The sequence below is a fragment of the Pseudomonas sp. NPDC086581 genome, from assembly GCF_044746165.1.
Lineage (GTDB): Bacteria > Pseudomonadota > Gammaproteobacteria > Pseudomonadales > Pseudomonadaceae > Pseudomonas.
On record NZ_JBIVBR010000003.1, the window covers coordinates 291,539 to 306,389 of the forward strand.

15 protein-coding genes are annotated in these 14,851 nt (G+C 63.4%); 5 read left to right on the forward strand and 10 right to left on the reverse strand.

The genetic code is table 11. The features are described 5' to 3' along the window. Positions 1-2: 2 nt before the first annotated feature. Both recA and ACIPK7_RS08905 read right to left on the reverse strand, forming a co-directional pair. Complete coding sequence (gene recA, locus ACIPK7_RS08900) at positions 3-1,058, reverse strand: recombinase RecA (RefSeq protein WP_401087218.1); 1,056 nt, start codon at positions 1,056-1,058, stop codon at positions 3-5. Between the two features lie 85 nt (positions 1,059-1,143). After that, a complete protein-coding gene (locus tag ACIPK7_RS08905; RefSeq protein ID WP_192431872.1) occupies positions 1,144-1,656 on the reverse strand; it encodes a CinA family protein in 513 nt (170 codons plus the stop codon). Positions 1,657-1,738: 82 nt separating this feature from the next. Between ACIPK7_RS08905 and mutS the strand changes: the two genes are divergently transcribed. Further along, complete coding sequence (gene mutS, locus ACIPK7_RS08910; protein ID WP_401087220.1) at positions 1,739-4,312, forward strand: DNA mismatch repair protein MutS; 2,574 nt, start codon at positions 1,739-1,741, stop codon at positions 4,310-4,312. 65 nt (positions 4,313-4,377) lie between these two features. Further along, a complete protein-coding gene (gene fdxA / locus ACIPK7_RS08915) occupies positions 4,378-4,701 on the forward strand; it encodes a ferredoxin FdxA (RefSeq protein ID WP_192431870.1) in 324 nt (107 codons plus the stop codon). A gap of 434 nt (positions 4,702-5,135) precedes the next feature. Here fdxA and rpoS read toward each other — a convergent pair whose 3' ends face one another. The 8 genes from rpoS to ACIPK7_RS08955 form a co-directional block, all read right to left on the reverse strand. Next, positions 5,136-6,140, reverse strand: a complete 1,005-nt coding sequence (gene rpoS, locus ACIPK7_RS08920) for an RNA polymerase sigma factor RpoS (RefSeq protein ID WP_045210031.1) — start codon at positions 6,138-6,140, stop codon at positions 5,136-5,138. 95 nt (positions 6,141-6,235) lie between these two features. Continuing rightward, positions 6,236-7,084, reverse strand: a complete 849-nt coding sequence (locus ACIPK7_RS08925) for a peptidoglycan DD-metalloendopeptidase family protein (RefSeq protein WP_401087222.1) — start codon at positions 7,082-7,084, stop codon at positions 6,236-6,238. A gap of 73 nt (positions 7,085-7,157) precedes the next feature. Continuing rightward, the gene (locus ACIPK7_RS08930) at positions 7,158-7,793 is read right to left on the reverse strand and encodes a protein-L-isoaspartate(D-aspartate) O-methyltransferase (RefSeq protein ID WP_139791561.1); all 636 of its coding nucleotides are present in this window, start codon (positions 7,791-7,793) and stop codon (positions 7,158-7,160) included. Between the two features lie 25 nt (positions 7,794-7,818). Then, a complete protein-coding gene (gene surE / locus ACIPK7_RS08935; RefSeq protein WP_192431868.1) occupies positions 7,819-8,577 on the reverse strand; it encodes a 5'/3'-nucleotidase SurE in 759 nt (252 codons plus the stop codon). Further along, entirely contained in the window at positions 8,565-9,623 is a 1,059-nt protein-coding gene (gene truD / locus ACIPK7_RS08940) for a tRNA pseudouridine(13) synthase TruD (RefSeq protein ID WP_192431867.1), read from the reverse strand. The genes surE and truD overlap by 13 nt, the downstream gene beginning before the upstream one ends. Then, the gene (gene ispF, locus ACIPK7_RS08945) at positions 9,620-10,093 is read right to left on the reverse strand and encodes a 2-C-methyl-D-erythritol 2,4-cyclodiphosphate synthase (RefSeq protein WP_401087225.1); all 474 of its coding nucleotides are present in this window, start codon (positions 10,091-10,093) and stop codon (positions 9,620-9,622) included. Before ispF ends, truD begins: the two co-directional genes overlap by 4 nt. Before the next feature lie 59 nt (positions 10,094-10,152). Continuing rightward, on the reverse strand, positions 10,153-11,004 hold the full coding sequence (gene fghA / locus ACIPK7_RS08950; protein ID WP_401087227.1) for an S-formylglutathione hydrolase: 852 nt from the start codon (positions 11,002-11,004) through the stop codon (positions 10,153-10,155). A 45-nt stretch (positions 11,005-11,049) separates the two neighbouring features. Next, on the reverse strand, positions 11,050-12,162 hold the full coding sequence (locus ACIPK7_RS08955) for an S-(hydroxymethyl)glutathione dehydrogenase/class III alcohol dehydrogenase (RefSeq protein WP_138522672.1): 1,113 nt from the start codon (positions 12,160-12,162) through the stop codon (positions 11,050-11,052). A 216-nt stretch (positions 12,163-12,378) separates the two neighbouring features. On the opposite strand from ACIPK7_RS08955, the gene ACIPK7_RS08960 reads away from it, so the two are divergent. From ACIPK7_RS08960 to yedF, 3 genes are all read left to right on the forward strand, one after another. Further along, positions 12,379-13,272, forward strand: coding sequence for a LysR substrate-binding domain-containing protein (locus ACIPK7_RS08960; RefSeq protein WP_401087229.1), 894 nt, complete (start codon positions 12,379-12,381; stop codon positions 13,270-13,272). 68 nt (positions 13,273-13,340) lie between these two features. Next, positions 13,341-14,567, forward strand: coding sequence for a selenium metabolism membrane protein YedE/FdhT (gene yedE / locus ACIPK7_RS08965; protein ID WP_401087231.1), 1,227 nt, complete (start codon positions 13,341-13,343; stop codon positions 14,565-14,567). Continuing rightward, positions 14,533-14,781, forward strand: a complete 249-nt coding sequence (gene yedF, locus ACIPK7_RS08970) for a sulfurtransferase-like selenium metabolism protein YedF (protein ID WP_081517905.1) — start codon at positions 14,533-14,535, stop codon at positions 14,779-14,781. Before yedE ends, yedF begins: the two co-directional genes overlap by 35 nt. The last annotated feature ends 70 nt before the right edge of the window (positions 14,782-14,851 follow it).

Genomic DNA, 14,851 nt, shown 5'->3' on the forward strand with positions numbered 1-14,851 from the left:
TATCAGTAGTCGGCTTCAGCTTCCGCTTCGGCTTCGGCCGCAGCGAGCTCGGCCTTGGTCGGCGGAGTCTGCTTGGACAGCAACTGATCACGGATAGCTTTGTCCAGGGTGGTGCAGACCTCGGCGTTTTCTTCCAGGAACTTGGCAGCGTTCGCCTTGCCCTGGCCGATCTTGCTGCCCTGATAGCTGTACCAGGCGCCGGACTTCTCGATCAGGCCCAACTGTACGCCCAGGTCGATGATCTCGCCGGTGCGGTAGATGCCGCGGCCATACATGATCTGGAACTCGGCCTGACGGAACGGCGGAGCAACCTTGTTCTTCACGACCTTGACGCGGGTTTCGCTGCCGACCACCTCGTCGCCTTCCTTCACCGCACCGGTACGGCGGATGTCGAGACGGACGGAAGAGTAGAACTTCAGCGCGTTACCACCGGTGGTGGTTTCCGGGTTGCCGAACATCACGCCGATCTTCATGCGGATCTGGTTGATGAAGATGACCAGGCAGTTGGCGTTCTTGATGTTGCCTGTGATCTTACGCAGCGCCTGGGACATAAGGCGGGCCTGCAGGCCGACGTGCTGATCGCCCATCTCACCTTCGATTTCGGCTTTCGGTACCAGGGCGGCCACGGAGTCGACGATGATCACGTCAACGGCGTTGGAACGCACCAGCATGTCGGTGATTTCCAGGGCCTGCTCGCCGGTGTCCGGCTGGGAAACCAACAGGTCGTCGACATTGACGCCCAGCTTGCCGGCGTAGTCCGGGTCCAGAGCGTGTTCGGCGTCGACGAAGGCGCAGGTGGCGCCGATTTTCTGCGCCTGGGCGATGACCGAGAGAGTCAGCGTAGTCTTGCCCGAGGATTCCGGGCCGTAGATCTCGACGATACGGCCGCGGGGCAGACCACCAATGCCCAGCGCGATGTCCAGGCCCAGCGAGCCGGTGGAGATGGCGGGGATTGCCTGGCGCTCATGGTCGCCCATGCGCATGACCGCGCCTTTGCCGAATTGGCGTTCGATCTGTCCCAGGGCCGCGGCCAGGGCGCGCTTCTTGTTGTCGTCCATTGAAGTCCTCGCGAAGTCAGGCGGCCGGGCGGCCACGAACAACTGTATAAGTAGCCAGTATTATTCCACAGGGCAAGCCGCTCGCCTACCCCTGAATCGGATTTTCGCCGTCCGCCAGTCGCAACAGCCCTTCCAGAGCGGTCGCCACGGTCTGCCGGCGCACAGCTTCCCGATCACCGGCATACAGACGGCGTTCGCTGAACACCTGTTCGCCTTTCCTCCAAGCCAGCCAGACGGTGCCCACCGGCTTCTCGGCAGAACCGCCATCCGGCCCGGCAATACCGCTGACCGCTACGGCAATATCTGCCCCGCTACGCGGCAAGGCCCCCGCGACCATCGCTTCTACCACTTCACGACTCACCGCGCCGACTTGCGGGAACAGTTCGGCAGGCACATCCAACTGACGGGTCTTCTGACTGTTGGAATAGGTGACGTAGCCCGCCTCGAACCAGGCGGAGCTTCCGGAGATACGCGTGATCGCCTCGGCGATGCCGCCCCCGGTGCAGGATTCCGCGGTAGTGACGCGCAGCCTCTTGGCGGCGAGCCGTACCCCCAGTTGGGCAGAAAGATCGGTAATGAAGGAATCGGTGACGGGCACAGTGCGCTCCGGGGTTAAAGAAGACCAAGCGGATACCGTACACTAGGCGCTTTTGCATGTTGAAGCCGGACAGCCAGAAGCCATGAGTCAGAGCGACCTCTCCGCCCACACACCGATGATGCAACAGTACTGGCGACTGAAGAACCAGCACCCAGATCAGCTGATGTTCTATCGCATGGGCGACTTCTACGAGCTGTTCTACGAGGACGCCAAAAAGGCCGCCAAACTGCTGGACATCACACTGACCGCACGTGGCCAGTCCGCCGGCAACTCCATTCCCATGGCCGGCATTCCCTTCCACTCCGCCGAAGGCTACCTGGCCAAGCTGGTGAAGCTCGGCGAATCGGTGGTGATTTGCGAACAGATCGGCGATCCAGCCACCAGCAAGGGACCGGTTGAACGTCAGGTCGTACGCATCCTGACCCCCGGTACCGTCAGCGACGAAGCACTGCTCGACGAGCGCCGCGACAACCTGATCGCCGCCGTGCTGGGCGACGAGCGACTGTTCGGCCTGGCCGTGCTGGACATCACCAGTGGCCGCTTCAACGTCCAGGAAATAAAAGGCTGGGAAACCCTTCTGGCCGAACTGGAGCGCCTGAACCCCGCTGAGCTACTGATCCCCGACGACTGGCCCCAGGGCCTGCCGGCAGAGAAGCGCCGTGGCGCGCACCGCCGAGCACCCTGGGACTTCGATCGTGACTCGGCAAAGAAGGGCCTGTGCCAGCAGTTCGGCGTGCAGGACCTCAAAGGCTTCGGCTGCCAGGAACTGACCCTGGCCATCGGCGCCGCGGGCTGCCTGCTGACTTACGCCAAGGAAACCCAGCGCACTGCCTTGCCGCACCTGCGCAGCCTGCGTCACGAACGCATCGACGACACGGTGATCCTCGATGGCGCCAGCCGTCGCAACCTGGAGCTGGACACCAACCTCGCCGGCGGCCGTGACAACACGCTGCAGTCGGTCGTCGACCGCTGCCAGACCGCGATGGGCAGTCGCCTGTTGACCCGCTGGCTGAACCGCCCGCTGCGTGACCGCGCCGTCCTCGAAGCCCGCCAGGAATCCATTGCCTGCGTGCTGGATCGCTATCGTTTCGAAATCCTCCAGCCGCAGCTGAAGGAAATCGGTGACGTCGAACGAATTCTTGCCCGAATCGGCCTACGCAATGCCCGCCCGCGCGATCTCGCTCGCCTGCGCGACGCCCTCGCGGCCCTTCCGGAACTACAGAAAGGCATGACCGAGCTGGAGGCCCCACACCTGGGCGAACTGGCCGTCAGCATCCGCACTTACCCGGAACTGGCCGACCTGCTGGCCCGCGCGGTGATCGAGAACCCGCCAGCCGTGATCCGCGACGGCGGTGTCATTGCCCGGGGCTACGACGCCGAGTTGGACGAGCTGCAGATGCTCAGCGAGAACGCCGGGCAGTACCTGATGGACTTGGAAACTCGCGAGAAGGCCCGCACAGGTCTGCCAAACCTGAAGGTCGGCTACAACCGCATCCACGGCTACTACATCGAACTACCTCGCGTGCAGGCCGAACAAGCCCCGGCCGACTACATCCGCCGCCAGACCCTGAAAGGCGCCGAGCGCTTCATCACGCCGGAACTGAAGGCTTTCGAAGACAAGGCGCTGTCGGCCCAGAGCCGTGCCCTGGCCCGCGAGAAGCAGCTCTACGAAGAACTGCTGGAATTGCTGATCGGCCAACTGGCGCCACTGCAGGACACCGCTGCCGCCCTGGCCGAACTGGACGTGCTGTCCAACCTCGCCGAGCGTGCACTGAACCTCGACCTGAACCGCCCGCGTTTCGTCGAAGAGTCCGGCATCCTCATCGAGCAAGGCCGTCACCCGGTGGTCGAGCAAGTGCTGGATACGCCCTTCGTCGCCAACGACCTGAACCTCGACGAAGACACCCGCATGCTAGTGATTACCGGCCCGAACATGGGCGGTAAATCTACCTATATGCGGCAAACAGCGCTGATCGTGCTGCTAGCACATATCGGCAGTTTCGTACCGGCCGCGCGCTGTGAGCTGTCCCTGGTGGACCGCATATTTACCCGAATCGGCTCTTCCGACGACCTCGCCGGAGGCCGCTCCACCTTCATGGTGGAGATGAGCGAAACCGCCAACATCCTGCACAACGCCAGCGACCGCAGCCTGGTACTGATGGACGAAGTGGGCCGCGGCACCAGCACCTTCGACGGGCTGTCGCTGGCCTGGTCTGCAGCCGAACACCTCGCCAAACTGCGCGCCTTTACCCTGTTCGCAACGCACTATTTCGAGCTGACCGTGCTGCCCGAAAGCGAACCGGCGGTAGCCAACGTTCACTTGAATGCCACCGAGCACAACGAACGCATCGTGTTCCTGCACCACGTACTGCCCGGTCCGGCCAGCCAGAGTTACGGCCTTGCGGTTGCGCAATTGGCTGGCGTGCCGGGTGCGGTCATTCAGCGCGCCCGCGAGCATTTATCGCGCCTGGAAACCACCAGCCTGCCGCATGAAGCACCACGTTCTACCGACCCGAAAAGCCCAGCGCCACTGCAAAGCGACCTGTTCGCCAGCCTGCCGCACCCGATCGTCGAAGAGCTGATGCGTCTCAGCCCCGATGACCTGACTCCGCGTCAAGCTCTCGAATTGTTATATGCATGGAAGATGCGGGTCTGACGGACTACTGGACAAGCTGCTAGAATCGCGCGCGCTTAGCCGCCCGCCTGAGGAGAAAATTAGAAATGACCTTCGTCGTCATCGACAACTGCATCAAGTGCAAATACACCGACTGCGTGGAAGTATGCCCGGTGGACTGCTTCTACGAAGGCCCGAACTTCCTGGTCATCCACCCAGATGAGTGCATCGACTGCGCCCTGTGCGAACCGGAGTGCCCGGCACAGGCGATCTTCTCCGAGGACGAAGTCCCGGATGGCATGCAGGAGTTCATCGAGCTGAACAAGGATCTGGCCGATGTCTGGCCGAATATCACCGAGAAGAAGGATTCCCTGCCGGACGCTGAAGAGTGGGACGGCAAGCCGAACAAGCTGCAGTACCTGGAGCGCTGATCCGGGGCTCCACCAAAAACAGAAAAGGCCCGCCGAGTGCGGGCCTTTCTGCATCTGGAGCTTCACTTTTCTGCGGGCAAAAAAAGGGGCGGGATAACCCGCCCACTCTTTCTTCCCTTCTTCATCATCCTGATGAACCGCATCCTGCGGTGGGTCCTGACCGACATCCTTACCGGCCTGCGCCTTTCCGTGTACGCAGGAGTGATATTACCCGCCTGCCTGAACGCGGCAACTGGGACACTTCCGCACAGTCGCCACTTCTGGCACTCCGGACTTTAAATAAAATACCTATAAAACAATAAGATACGAATAGTCGACGTCAAAGCTCGCGGCACTTCAAGCTGAACGCTCACACACTATGTAAGTGAATGCTTACATCCCGACGCATAAAAAAGCCCGGAATCATCCGGGCTTCTTCGTTGTCGGCCTGAACGCTACTGGAACAGTGCGTCGCTCGACAGGCCGTTCTTCTCGAGAATCTCGCGCAGACGCTTGAGGGCCTCGACCTGGATTTGCCGAACCCGCTCGCGGGTCAGGCCGATTTCCTGGCCGACTTCCTCCAGGGTGCTGCTTTCATGGCCGCGCAAGCCGAAGCGGCGAATCACCACCTCACGCTGCTTGTCGGTCAACTCCGACAGCCAAAGATCGATGCTCTCGCTGAGGTCGTCGTCCTGCAGCAGTTCGCAGGGATCAGTGGGACGGTCGTCGGTCAGGGTATCGAGCAGGGTCTTGTCCGAATCCGGGCCGAGGGAAACATCCACCGAAGTGACTCGCTCGTTCAGACCAAGCATCCGCTTGACCTCTTCCACCGGCTTCTCGAGCAGGTTGGCGATTTCCTCGGGCGACGGCTCGTGGTCCAACTTGTGGGTCAGCTCGCGAGCTGCCCGCAGGTAGACATTGAGCTCCTTCACCACATGGATCGGTAAACGAATGGTGCGGGTCTGATTCATGATGGCCCGTTCGATGGTCTGACGAATCCACCAGGTTGCATAGGTGGAGAAGCGGAAGCCACGTTCGGGGTCGAATTTCTCCACCGCGCGGATCAGCCCGAGGTTGCCCTCTTCGATCAGGTCGAGCAGGGAAAGGCCGCGGTTGACGTAACGTCGCGCGATCTTCACCACCAGGCGCAGGTTGCTTTCGATCATTCGCCGCCGACCGGCCGGGTCGCCCTTCTGCGCGAGACGCGCAAAATGGACTTCCTCTTCTGGAGTCAGGAGCGGCGAGAAACCGATTTCATTCAGATACAGCTGGGTCGCGTCGAGCGCGCGGCTGTAGTCGATGTGCTTGTGTTGTTTGAGAGACGAGAGTGAGGTGGCTTTAGGAGTGACTCGAAGCGATACCTGCTCTTCGGCAAATGACTCTTCGAGGATGATGCCAGGCTCCAGCAGGAGCACTTCATCATCGACGTCAAACTCCGGCCCTTCTTTTTTAAGTGCCATGTCGTTATCCCTTGCTGAGTTCGACAACAAGCCCATGTGTTTCCTTATCCTTAGGACACCTAGGCCCGCTCACCCACGCAGGGGAACAGCTACCGTCAACGACTTGGCAGGTATTGCAGCGGATCTACAGGTTTACCCTGGCGGCGAATCTCGAAGTGCAGCTTCACCCGGTCGGTCCCTGTGGAGCCCATCTCGGCAATGTTCTGCCCGACTTTGACCTGTTGCCCTTCCCGCACCAGCAACCTGCGGTTGTGACCGTAGGCGCTTACGTAGGTATCGCTGTGCTTGATGATCACGAGTTCGCCGTAGCCCCGCAAACCACTACCGGCATACACAACCGTGCCATTAGACGCAGCCAGGACAGGCTGGCCCAATTGCCCGCCTATATCAATCCCTTTATTCAAACTGCCGTTTGATGCAAAACGCCCAATAAGAGTGCCATTGGTTGGCCATATCCAGCCCCCCGGAGCGCCCCCTGCGACCGCCGGAGTTCCGCCGCTGGCGGGCGGCTGCGCGGGAGTGGTGACGGCAGGAGTGGTCGGTTTGCTGGCGGTCGCTGGAGTAGATGTCGGTTTGTTGACAACTACCGGCGCGACAGGCGTCGTATTTTTCGCGACAGACGGCGCTGCTGAAGAGCCACCATCGAATCGGATGGTTTGGCCAGGGCGAATGGTGTACGGCGCTGAGATGTTGTTGCGCGCGGCCAGGGCTTTCCAGTCCCAACCGTAGCGGAAGGCGATGGAATAGAGCGTGTCACCGCGACGCACCAGGTACTGCCCGCTGGTGACAGCCGGCTTCTGCTGGGCGTTGCGATCCACCACGGTCGCGGTGCTGCGCGAGGTTGAAGAACAGGCCGCCAGCAGAGAGCAGACGGCAATGGCCACCACAGAGTGGCCCAGGCCCTTGATCCAGTTCCGTTGATACAGGGTCGCTGTCAAGCTCACCCATCCCCCTTATCCATGAATTGACGTCCAGCCTCACTGGCCGGCAGTTACCGCAGCCTTGACCGGCTTGCTCTCAGCCTAGCGGACCGTTGAGCAGCGGGACGAAGCGTACGGAATCCAGCACCTGGCGCTGGAAGCCGTCCTCGGTGCGGACGATCAGCATCAGTTGCTGCACCTCACCGCCGCCGACCGGAATCACCAGCCGCCCCCCGGGCGCCAGTTGGTCCAGCAATGCCTGCGGAACTTCGGCCGCAGCGGCGGTAACGATGATGCCGTTGTAAGGCGCAAGGGCGGGCCAGCCTTCCCAGCCATCGCCCCAACGAAAGACAACATTTCTCAGGTTTAGCTCCGCAAGTCGCTCCTTGGCTCGATCCTGCAGGGCCTGGATGCGCTCGACGGAGAACACCCGCTCCACCAGCTGCGACAGCACGGCGGTCTGGTAGCCAGAGCCGGTGCCGATCTCCAGCACCTTGTCCAGCGGGCCCGCCGCCAGCAGCAGTTCGGTCATCCGCGCCACCATGAAGGGCTGCGAGATGGTCTGGTTGTGTCCGATGGGCAGAGCGGTGTCTTCGTAGGCGCGGTGCGACAGCGCCTCGTCGACGAACAGGTGGCGCGGCGTACGACGGATCACTTCCAGCACGCGGGCGTTGGACAGGCCCTCTTCGTACAGACGCTGGATCAGACGCTCGCGGGTGCGCTGGGAGGTCATGCCGATCCCGCCGCGACGCGACAATTCATTGGCCATGGTCGAGCCCTCCGAGCCAGTCGCCAAGGACATTGAACGCCTCCCGGTAGGTCCGGTCCATCTGCAGCGGCGTGATCGATACGTAACCCTGCATGACGGCGTGGAAATCGGTGCCCTCGCCACCATCCTCGGCATCTCCGGCAGCGGCGATCCAATAGCCTTCCTTGCCGCGCGGATTGACCACCTTGACCGGCGGCTTGGCGCGGGCGCGATGGCCCAGGCGAGTCAGCTGGACGCCCTTGATGCGCTCCAGCGGCAGATTGGGAATATTCACGTTGAGCACGGTGCGCGGCGGCAGCTCGAGCTTCTCGTGGGACTCCACCAGCAGGCGGGCGAAGTGCATGGCGGCCGGCAGGTTGTCCGTCAGGCGCGAGCACAGCGAGAAGGCGAAGGCCGGGCGGGAAAGGAAGCGCCCTTCCAAGGCCGCTGCCACGGTACCCGAATAGAGCACGTCGTCGCCCAGGTTGGCGCCGAGGTTGATGCCCGAGACGACCATCTCCGGCACTTCTTCGAGCAGGCCGTTGAGGCCCAGGTGCACGCAGTCGGTCGGGGTGCCGTTGAGGCTGATGAAACCATTGCCCAGGCGATGGGGATGCAGCGGCCGATCCAGCGTCAGCGAACTACTCGCTCCGCTACGATCGGCTTCCGGGGCGATCACGATGCAGTCCGCATAATCGGACAGCGCGTCGTGAAGCGCGGCGATACCGGGTGCAGTGACCCCGTCGTCGTTGGCAATCAATATGCGCATGGGCTTTCCGTCTGCCCTGCCGGCACGAGGTCGATCAGCTCGCGCACTACCACGGTGGCGAAGCAGCCTGCCGGCAGGACGAATTCCAGTTGCAGAATGTCAGGGGCGGGATAATGCCATGTAAGCCCCGGGATGGGGAGGCGCAGAATGCGCCGTTCGTGCGCCATGTCCGCACCGGCAAGCCACTGGCAAAGCGCCATCTCGGCTTGCTGCACGCTGCGCTCGATCTCTCCGGGCTGGTTCGTCGCCGGTGAATCGCCCTCACCCCACATCGGGCCGGTGGGGTGCAGGTCGAGTACGGCGAGGCGCGGGTCGGAGCATTCCGCTTCGCCAGCGGGGAAGAAGCTGCGGCTGTCGGTGAACGCCAACAGGTCGCCGACCAGCGCCTGGTTCCAGGTGCCCCCCGCCACACGGCGGGCCAGCACCTGATTGAAGACGTAACTGCGCGCCGCCGAAAGCATCCGCGAGCGCATGTTGCGATGCTCCGGCAGCTTGCCGCGCTCGGCGAAGCCGCGGGCGTCGAAGACGTTTCCGCCGCCATGGCCGAAACGCTGGGTACCGAAGTAGTTCGGCACACCCTGGGCGAGGATGGCCTTCAGACGTGCTTCTAGCTGCTCGCGATCCGCCTGCAGCTCGGTCAGGCGCAGGGTGAAGCCGTTGGCCGAATGCGCGCCGCGTTGCAGTTTGCGCCGATGGCGATTGCGTTCGAGGATGCGCAGGCTATCGTCCTCGGCGGCAGCCAGGTCCGGATCGGACTTGCCCGGCAGGTGCAGGCTGAACCACTGGCGGGTCAATGCTTGGCGATCCTTGAGGCCGGCATAGCTGATCATCTTCACCGGCACGCCGGCGGCACGAGCCAGGCGGCGGGCGGCCTCCTCGGTGTTCAGGCCGCGCTTCTCCACCCACAGCCAGAGGTGTTCGCCGTCGCCAGAGAGCGGGATATCCAGCACTTCGTCGACCTGGAAATCTTCCGCCACGGCCTTGAGCACGGCTCTTCCGCAGGCTTCGCCATGGGCGCGCGGGCCCAGCAGTTCCAGCTCCGTCATGTGCGAACCAGCAGGGCGACAGCGTGAACCGCAATGCCCTCTTCCCGGCCGGTGAAACCAAGTTTCTCGGTGGTGGTGGCCTTGACGTTAACTTGGTCCAGCTCGACCTTCAGGTCGGCGGCGATGGTCTCGCGCATGCTCTGGATGTGCGGCGCCATCTTCGGCGCCTGGGCGATGATGGTGGTGTCGACGTTCTCCACCTTCCACCCCTTGGCCTCCACCAGGCTCAGCACGTGGCGGAGCAGCGCGCGGCTGTCGGCGCCCTTGAACTGAGGGTCGGTATCGGGGAAGTGCTTGCCGATGTCGCCCAACGCGCAGGCGCCCAGCAGGGCATCGGCGAGCGCGTGCAGCAGCACGTCCCCGTCAGAGTGGGCGATGAGCCCGAACTTGTGGGGAATACGCACGCCGCCGAGGGTGATGAAGTCGCCCTCGCCGAAGCGGTGCACGTCGTAGCCATGTCCGATACGCATGAAAAAACGCCCTGTAGATGTCAGGGCGTCGATTCTACCGGATCACTGCCCCGAGGGTGTCAGCCACAGAGCGCCGCAGCGTGGTGGCGCAGGTGATCATCGATGAAGCTCGCAATGAAGTAGTAGCTGTGGTCGTAGCCGGGCTGCAGGCGCAGCTCCAGCGGATGGCCGACCGCAGCGGCCGCTTCGCGCAGGGCGTCGGGCTTGAGCTGCACGGCGAGGAAGTCGTCGCGCTCGCCCTGGTCCACCAGGATCGGCAGGCGCTCACTGGCATTCGCCAGCAGTTCCACGGCATCCCACTCACGCCAGGCCGCCGGATCTTCACCGAGGAAGCGGCCCAGGGCCTTCTGCCCCCATGGGCAATCGCTGGGATGGGTGATGGGCGCAAAGGCCGACAGCGACAGGTAGCGGCCCGGGTTGCGCAGGGCGCAGACCAGCGCGCCATGGCCCCCCATGGAGTGGCCGCTGATGCCGCGCTTCTGCGACACCGGGAAGTTCGCCTCGATCAGTGCAGGCAACTCCTGCGCCACGTAATCGTGCATCCGGTAGTGGCGCGCCCAGGGTTCCTGGGTGGCATTGACGTAGAAGCCGGCGCCAAGGCCGAAGTCCCAGGCGCCATCTGGATCGCCCGGCACTTCCGGCCCGCGCGGGCTGGTGTCCGGCGCGACGATGACAATCCCCAGCTCAGCAGCCATGCGCTGCGCGCCGGCCTTCTGCATGAAGTTCTCGTCGGTGCAGGTCAGGCCGGACAGCCAGTACAGCACCGGCAAGCCCGCCTCGGGCTCGGCCTGGGGCGGCAGATAGACCGCGAAGACCATGTCGCAGCCCAGGGTTGCGGAACGGTGGCGGTAGCGCTGGTGCCAGCCGCCGAAGCTCTTCTGGGTGCTGATGAGTTCGATGGAATCCGTCATGGAGCCTCCTGTGAGGCCGGGCGCTTGGCGCGCCCGGCGGTTCGATCAGTAATGGATGACGGAGCGGATGCTCTTGCCTTCGTGCATAAGGTCGAAGGCCTCGTTGATCTTTTCCAGGCCCATGGTGTGGGTGATGAAGGTATCCAGCGGGATTTCGCCCTTCTGCGCTTTTTCCACGTAGCTCGGCAGTTCGGTGCGGCCCTTCACGCCGCCGAAAGCGGAACCGCGCCAGACGCGGCCGGTGACCAGCTGGAACGGACGGGTGCTGATTTCCTGGCCGGCGCCGGCGACGCCGATGATGGTGGATTCGCCCCAGCCCTTGTGGCAGCACTCCAGCGCCGCACGCATCAACTGGACGTTGCCCACACACTCGAAGGAATAGTCCACGCCGCCATCCGTCATTTCGACGATGACTTCCTGAATCGGCTTCTGATGATCCTTCGGATTGACGAAATCGGTGGCACCCAGTTCCTTGGCGATGTCGAACTTCGCCGGGTTGATGTCCACCGCAATGATGCGGGAGGCCTTGGCCATCTTCGCGCCGATGATCGCCGCCAAGCCGATGCCGCCCAGGCCGAAGATGGCGACGGTGGCGCCCTCTTCCACCTTGGCGGTGTTCAGTACAGCGCCTATGCCGGTGGTCACGCCGCAGCCGAGCAGGCAGACCTTCTCCAGCGGCGCTTCCTCGGGGATCTTCGCCAGGGAGATTTCCGGCAGCACGGTGTACTCGGAAAAAGTCGAGCAGCCCATGTAGTGGAAGATCGGCTCACCCTTGTAGGAGAAGCGGCTGGTGCCGTCGGGCATCAGGCCCTTGCCCTGGGTGGCGCGCACGGCCTGGCAGAGGTTGGTCTTGCCGGATTTGCAGAATTTGCACTCGCGGCATTCGGCGGTGTACAGCGGAATCACGTGGTCGCCCACTTTCAGCGAGGTCACGCCCTCGCCCACCGCTTCGACGATGCCGCCACCCTCGTGGCCCAGAATGCACGGGAACACGCCCTCGGAATCCTGGCCGGACAGGGTGTACGCGTCGGTATGGCAGACGCCGGTGGCGACGATGCGCACCAGAACTTCACCCTTCTGCGGCGGAGCCACATCCACTTCGACGATTTCCAACGGTTTGTTGGGGGCGAAGGCGACGGCGGCACGGGACTTGATCATCGGGAAACTCCTGAACGAAGGAAACGACAACGCCCGCCTGGGGCGGACGGGTTCGGCGCGGCAGCCGAGAAACCGGGACGGGCCTGAGCCACGTCGGGGAGCGTTCGGGGCAGCGCGGCAAAAGCACGCCCCAAAGCCTTGGAAGTGTAGAAAACCCCGTTTCAGGGAATAATCAGGCAATAATCAAAACATTATTGCCATACAGGGACAATCCAGATGCACCGCTGGGAAGGACTGGACGAATTCGTCGCCGTCGCCGAAACAGGCCAATTCACCGCTGCTGCCGAGCGCCTCGGGGTTTCTTCGTCCCACGTCAGCCGGCAAGTTGCGCGACTGGAAGAGCGCCTGCAGACGCGCCTGCTCTACCGCAGCACGCGCAAGGTGACGCTTAGCGAAGCCGGGCAGACCTTCCTGCAGCACTGCCGGCGCCTGCAGGATGCCCGCGAGGAAGCGCTGCGTGCGGTCAGCGATCTGTCCGCCGAACCCAAGGGACTGCTGCGTATGACCTGCGCAGTGGCTTACGGCGAGCGCTTCGTGGTGCCGCTGGTAAACGAGTTCATGGCGCAGTTTCCGCAATTACGGGTGGAGATCGAGCTGTCCAACCGTCAACTTGATCTGCTCCACGAAGGCTTCGACCTCGCAATCCGCCTCGGCCGCCTGAGCGATTCGCGGCTTGTGGCGACGCGTCTGGCGCCGCGCGTAATGTATCTCTGCGCTACCCCGGAATATCTGGCTCGCCACGGCGCACCACAGAGCGTCGCGGAGCTTGCGCACCACAACTGCCTGGTGGGCAGCAGCGACCAATGGAGCTTCCTTGAGGACGGCCGCGAAACCCAGCACCGGGTGCAGGGCAACTGGCGCTGCAACAGCGGCCAGGCGGTGCTCGATGCGGCACTGCGCGGTTTCGGCCTTTGCCAGCTGCCGGACTACTACGTACTGGAACACCTGCGCAGCGGCCGCCTGGTGTCCCTGCTGGATGCGCACCAGCCGCCCAACACGGGAGTCTGGGCGCTTTATCCACAGCAACGGCACCTGTCGCCCAAGGTGCGGCAGTTGGTGGATCATCTGAAGGAAGGCCTGCAGCATCTTCAACCCACTCCGTTGCCCTGAAACAAGCGCCTGAAAGGTGCGTTGGCTAGAATGGGCGGCTTCCCACCCTTCGGATCAAGGACGACACGATGTCAGCCCTTTCTTCCTTCCGGGAGCGCTACCTGCTGCGCTTCTGGTCGCCCCTGCCGACCCTGGTTGCCCTCGGAGTCATCTCCGCCTATTACTTCGCCATGACCGGCACCTTTTGGGCGGTCACCGGCGAGTTCACCCGCTGGGGCGGCCACGTGCTGTCCTGGTTCAGCCTGCAGCCCCAGGAATGGAGCTACTTCAAGATCATCGGCCTGCAAGGCACGCCGCTGGATCGTGTCGATGGCGTGATGATCATCGGCATGTTCCTCGGTGCACTGGTCTGCGCACTCTGGGCCGGCAACGTGAGCCTGCGCTGGCCAACCAGCAAGCGCCGCCTGCTCCAAGGCCTGATCGGCGGGGTCATCGCCGGCTTCGGTGCGCGTCTGGCGATGGGCTGCAACCTTGCCGCGTTCTTCACCGGCATCCCGATGTTTTCGGTGCACGCCTGGGCCTTCATGTTCTCCACCGTGATCGGCGCCTGGTTCGGCGTGAAGATCAGCCTGCTGCCCTTCCTGCGCATCCCGTTGAAAGTCGGCGGCAAGGCCGCGGCCCTGCCGAGTGCCGAGGCCCTGGCACGCCGCGCCAAGCTGCAATGGCGCCTGGGCATGGGCGTGCTGGCTATCGCCGCAATCTTCGCCGCCTGGCGCTTCGAAGTCTCGCTGGTGCTGGGCATGGCCTGTCTGTTCGGCCTGCTGTTCGGCGGCCTGATCGAGCGCGCGCAGATCTGCTTCACCAGCGCCGCCCGCGACCTCTGGACCACCGGTCGGACCCAGGCTGCACTGGGCATCCTGCTGGGCATGGCAGCCGCCTGCGTCGGCACTTTCGCGGCGATCCACAACGGCCTGCCGCCGAAGATCTTCTGGATGGGCCCGAACGCGGTGATCGGCGGGGTACTGTTCGGGATCGGCATCGTCCTCGCCGGCGGGTGCGAGACTGGCTGGATGTACCGCTCGATGGAAGGTCAAGTGCATTTCTGGGTGGTAGGCGTCGGCAACGTGATCGGCGGCACCCTGGTCGCGGTGTACTGGGACCAGCTCGGCACCAGTCTCGCCCTGCCCTATCCCAAGCTCAACCTGCTGCAGGAGTTCGGCCCCGGCGGCGGCTTGCTGTTCACCTTCGCCGGCCTCGCCCTGTGCATGCTGCTGGTACAACTCAACGCGCAACGCTTCACCCGTAAACGGAAACCGTCCGATGCCCGACACCAAGACGCCGACGCTGTCGCTTGATCTGCGCGGCGAACACTGCCCCTACAACGCCATCGCCACCCTGGAAACCCTGGAGACGCTCAAACCAGGCGATCTCCTGGAGGTGATCACCGACTGTTCGCAGTCGGTGCACGGCATTCCGGAAGACACCAAGCGCCATGGCTACCACTGTTTGGCGGTGGAACAGCACGGTGCGCTGTTCCGCTTCCTGATCGAAGTGCCGCTGCTGGGGTAATTGGCTTCCTACGGTTCGGTCCAGAGTCGTAGGGCGCATAACGCGCCAGCGTTATCCGCCGCACAACGCC

What these genes read in the sequence shown, in the direction of transcription:
- recA (WP_401087218.1), bottom strand. Translation starts at nt 1,058, where the DNA reads ATGGACGACAACAAGAAGCGCGCCCTGGCCGCGGCCCTGGGACAGATC.
- mutS (WP_401087220.1), top strand. Translation starts at nt 1,739, where the DNA reads ATGAGTCAGAGCGACCTCTCCGCCCACACACCGATGATGCAACAGTAC.
- fdxA (WP_192431870.1), top strand. Translation starts at nt 4,378, where the DNA reads ATGACCTTCGTCGTCATCGACAACTGCATCAAGTGCAAATACACCGAC.
- rpoS (WP_045210031.1), bottom strand. Translation starts at nt 6,140, where the DNA reads ATGGCACTTAAAAAAGAAGGGCCGGAGTTTGACGTCGATGATGAAGTG.
- ACIPK7_RS08930 (WP_139791561.1), bottom strand. Translation starts at nt 7,793, where the DNA reads ATGACCTCCCAGCGCACCCGCGAGCGTCTGATCCAGCGTCTGTACGAA.
- surE (WP_192431868.1), bottom strand. Translation starts at nt 8,577, where the DNA reads ATGCGCATATTGATTGCCAACGACGACGGGGTCACTGCACCCGGTATC.
- truD (WP_192431867.1), bottom strand. Translation starts at nt 9,623, where the DNA reads ATGACGGAGCTGGAACTGCTGGGCCCGCGCGCCCATGGCGAAGCCTGC.
- ispF (WP_401087225.1), bottom strand. Translation starts at nt 10,093, where the DNA reads ATGCGTATCGGACATGGCTACGACGTGCACCGCTTCGGCGAGGGCGAC.
- fghA (WP_401087227.1), bottom strand. Translation starts at nt 11,004, where the DNA reads ATGACGGATTCCATCGAACTCATCAGCACCCAGAAGAGCTTCGGCGGC.
- ACIPK7_RS08955 (WP_138522672.1), bottom strand. Translation starts at nt 12,162, where the DNA reads ATGATCAAGTCCCGTGCCGCCGTCGCCTTCGCCCCCAACAAACCGTTG.
- ACIPK7_RS08960 (WP_401087229.1), top strand. Translation starts at nt 12,379, where the DNA reads ATGCACCGCTGGGAAGGACTGGACGAATTCGTCGCCGTCGCCGAAACA.
- yedE (WP_401087231.1), top strand. Translation starts at nt 13,341, where the DNA reads ATGTCAGCCCTTTCTTCCTTCCGGGAGCGCTACCTGCTGCGCTTCTGG.
- yedF (WP_081517905.1), top strand. Translation starts at nt 14,533, where the DNA reads ATGCCCGACACCAAGACGCCGACGCTGTCGCTTGATCTGCGCGGCGAA.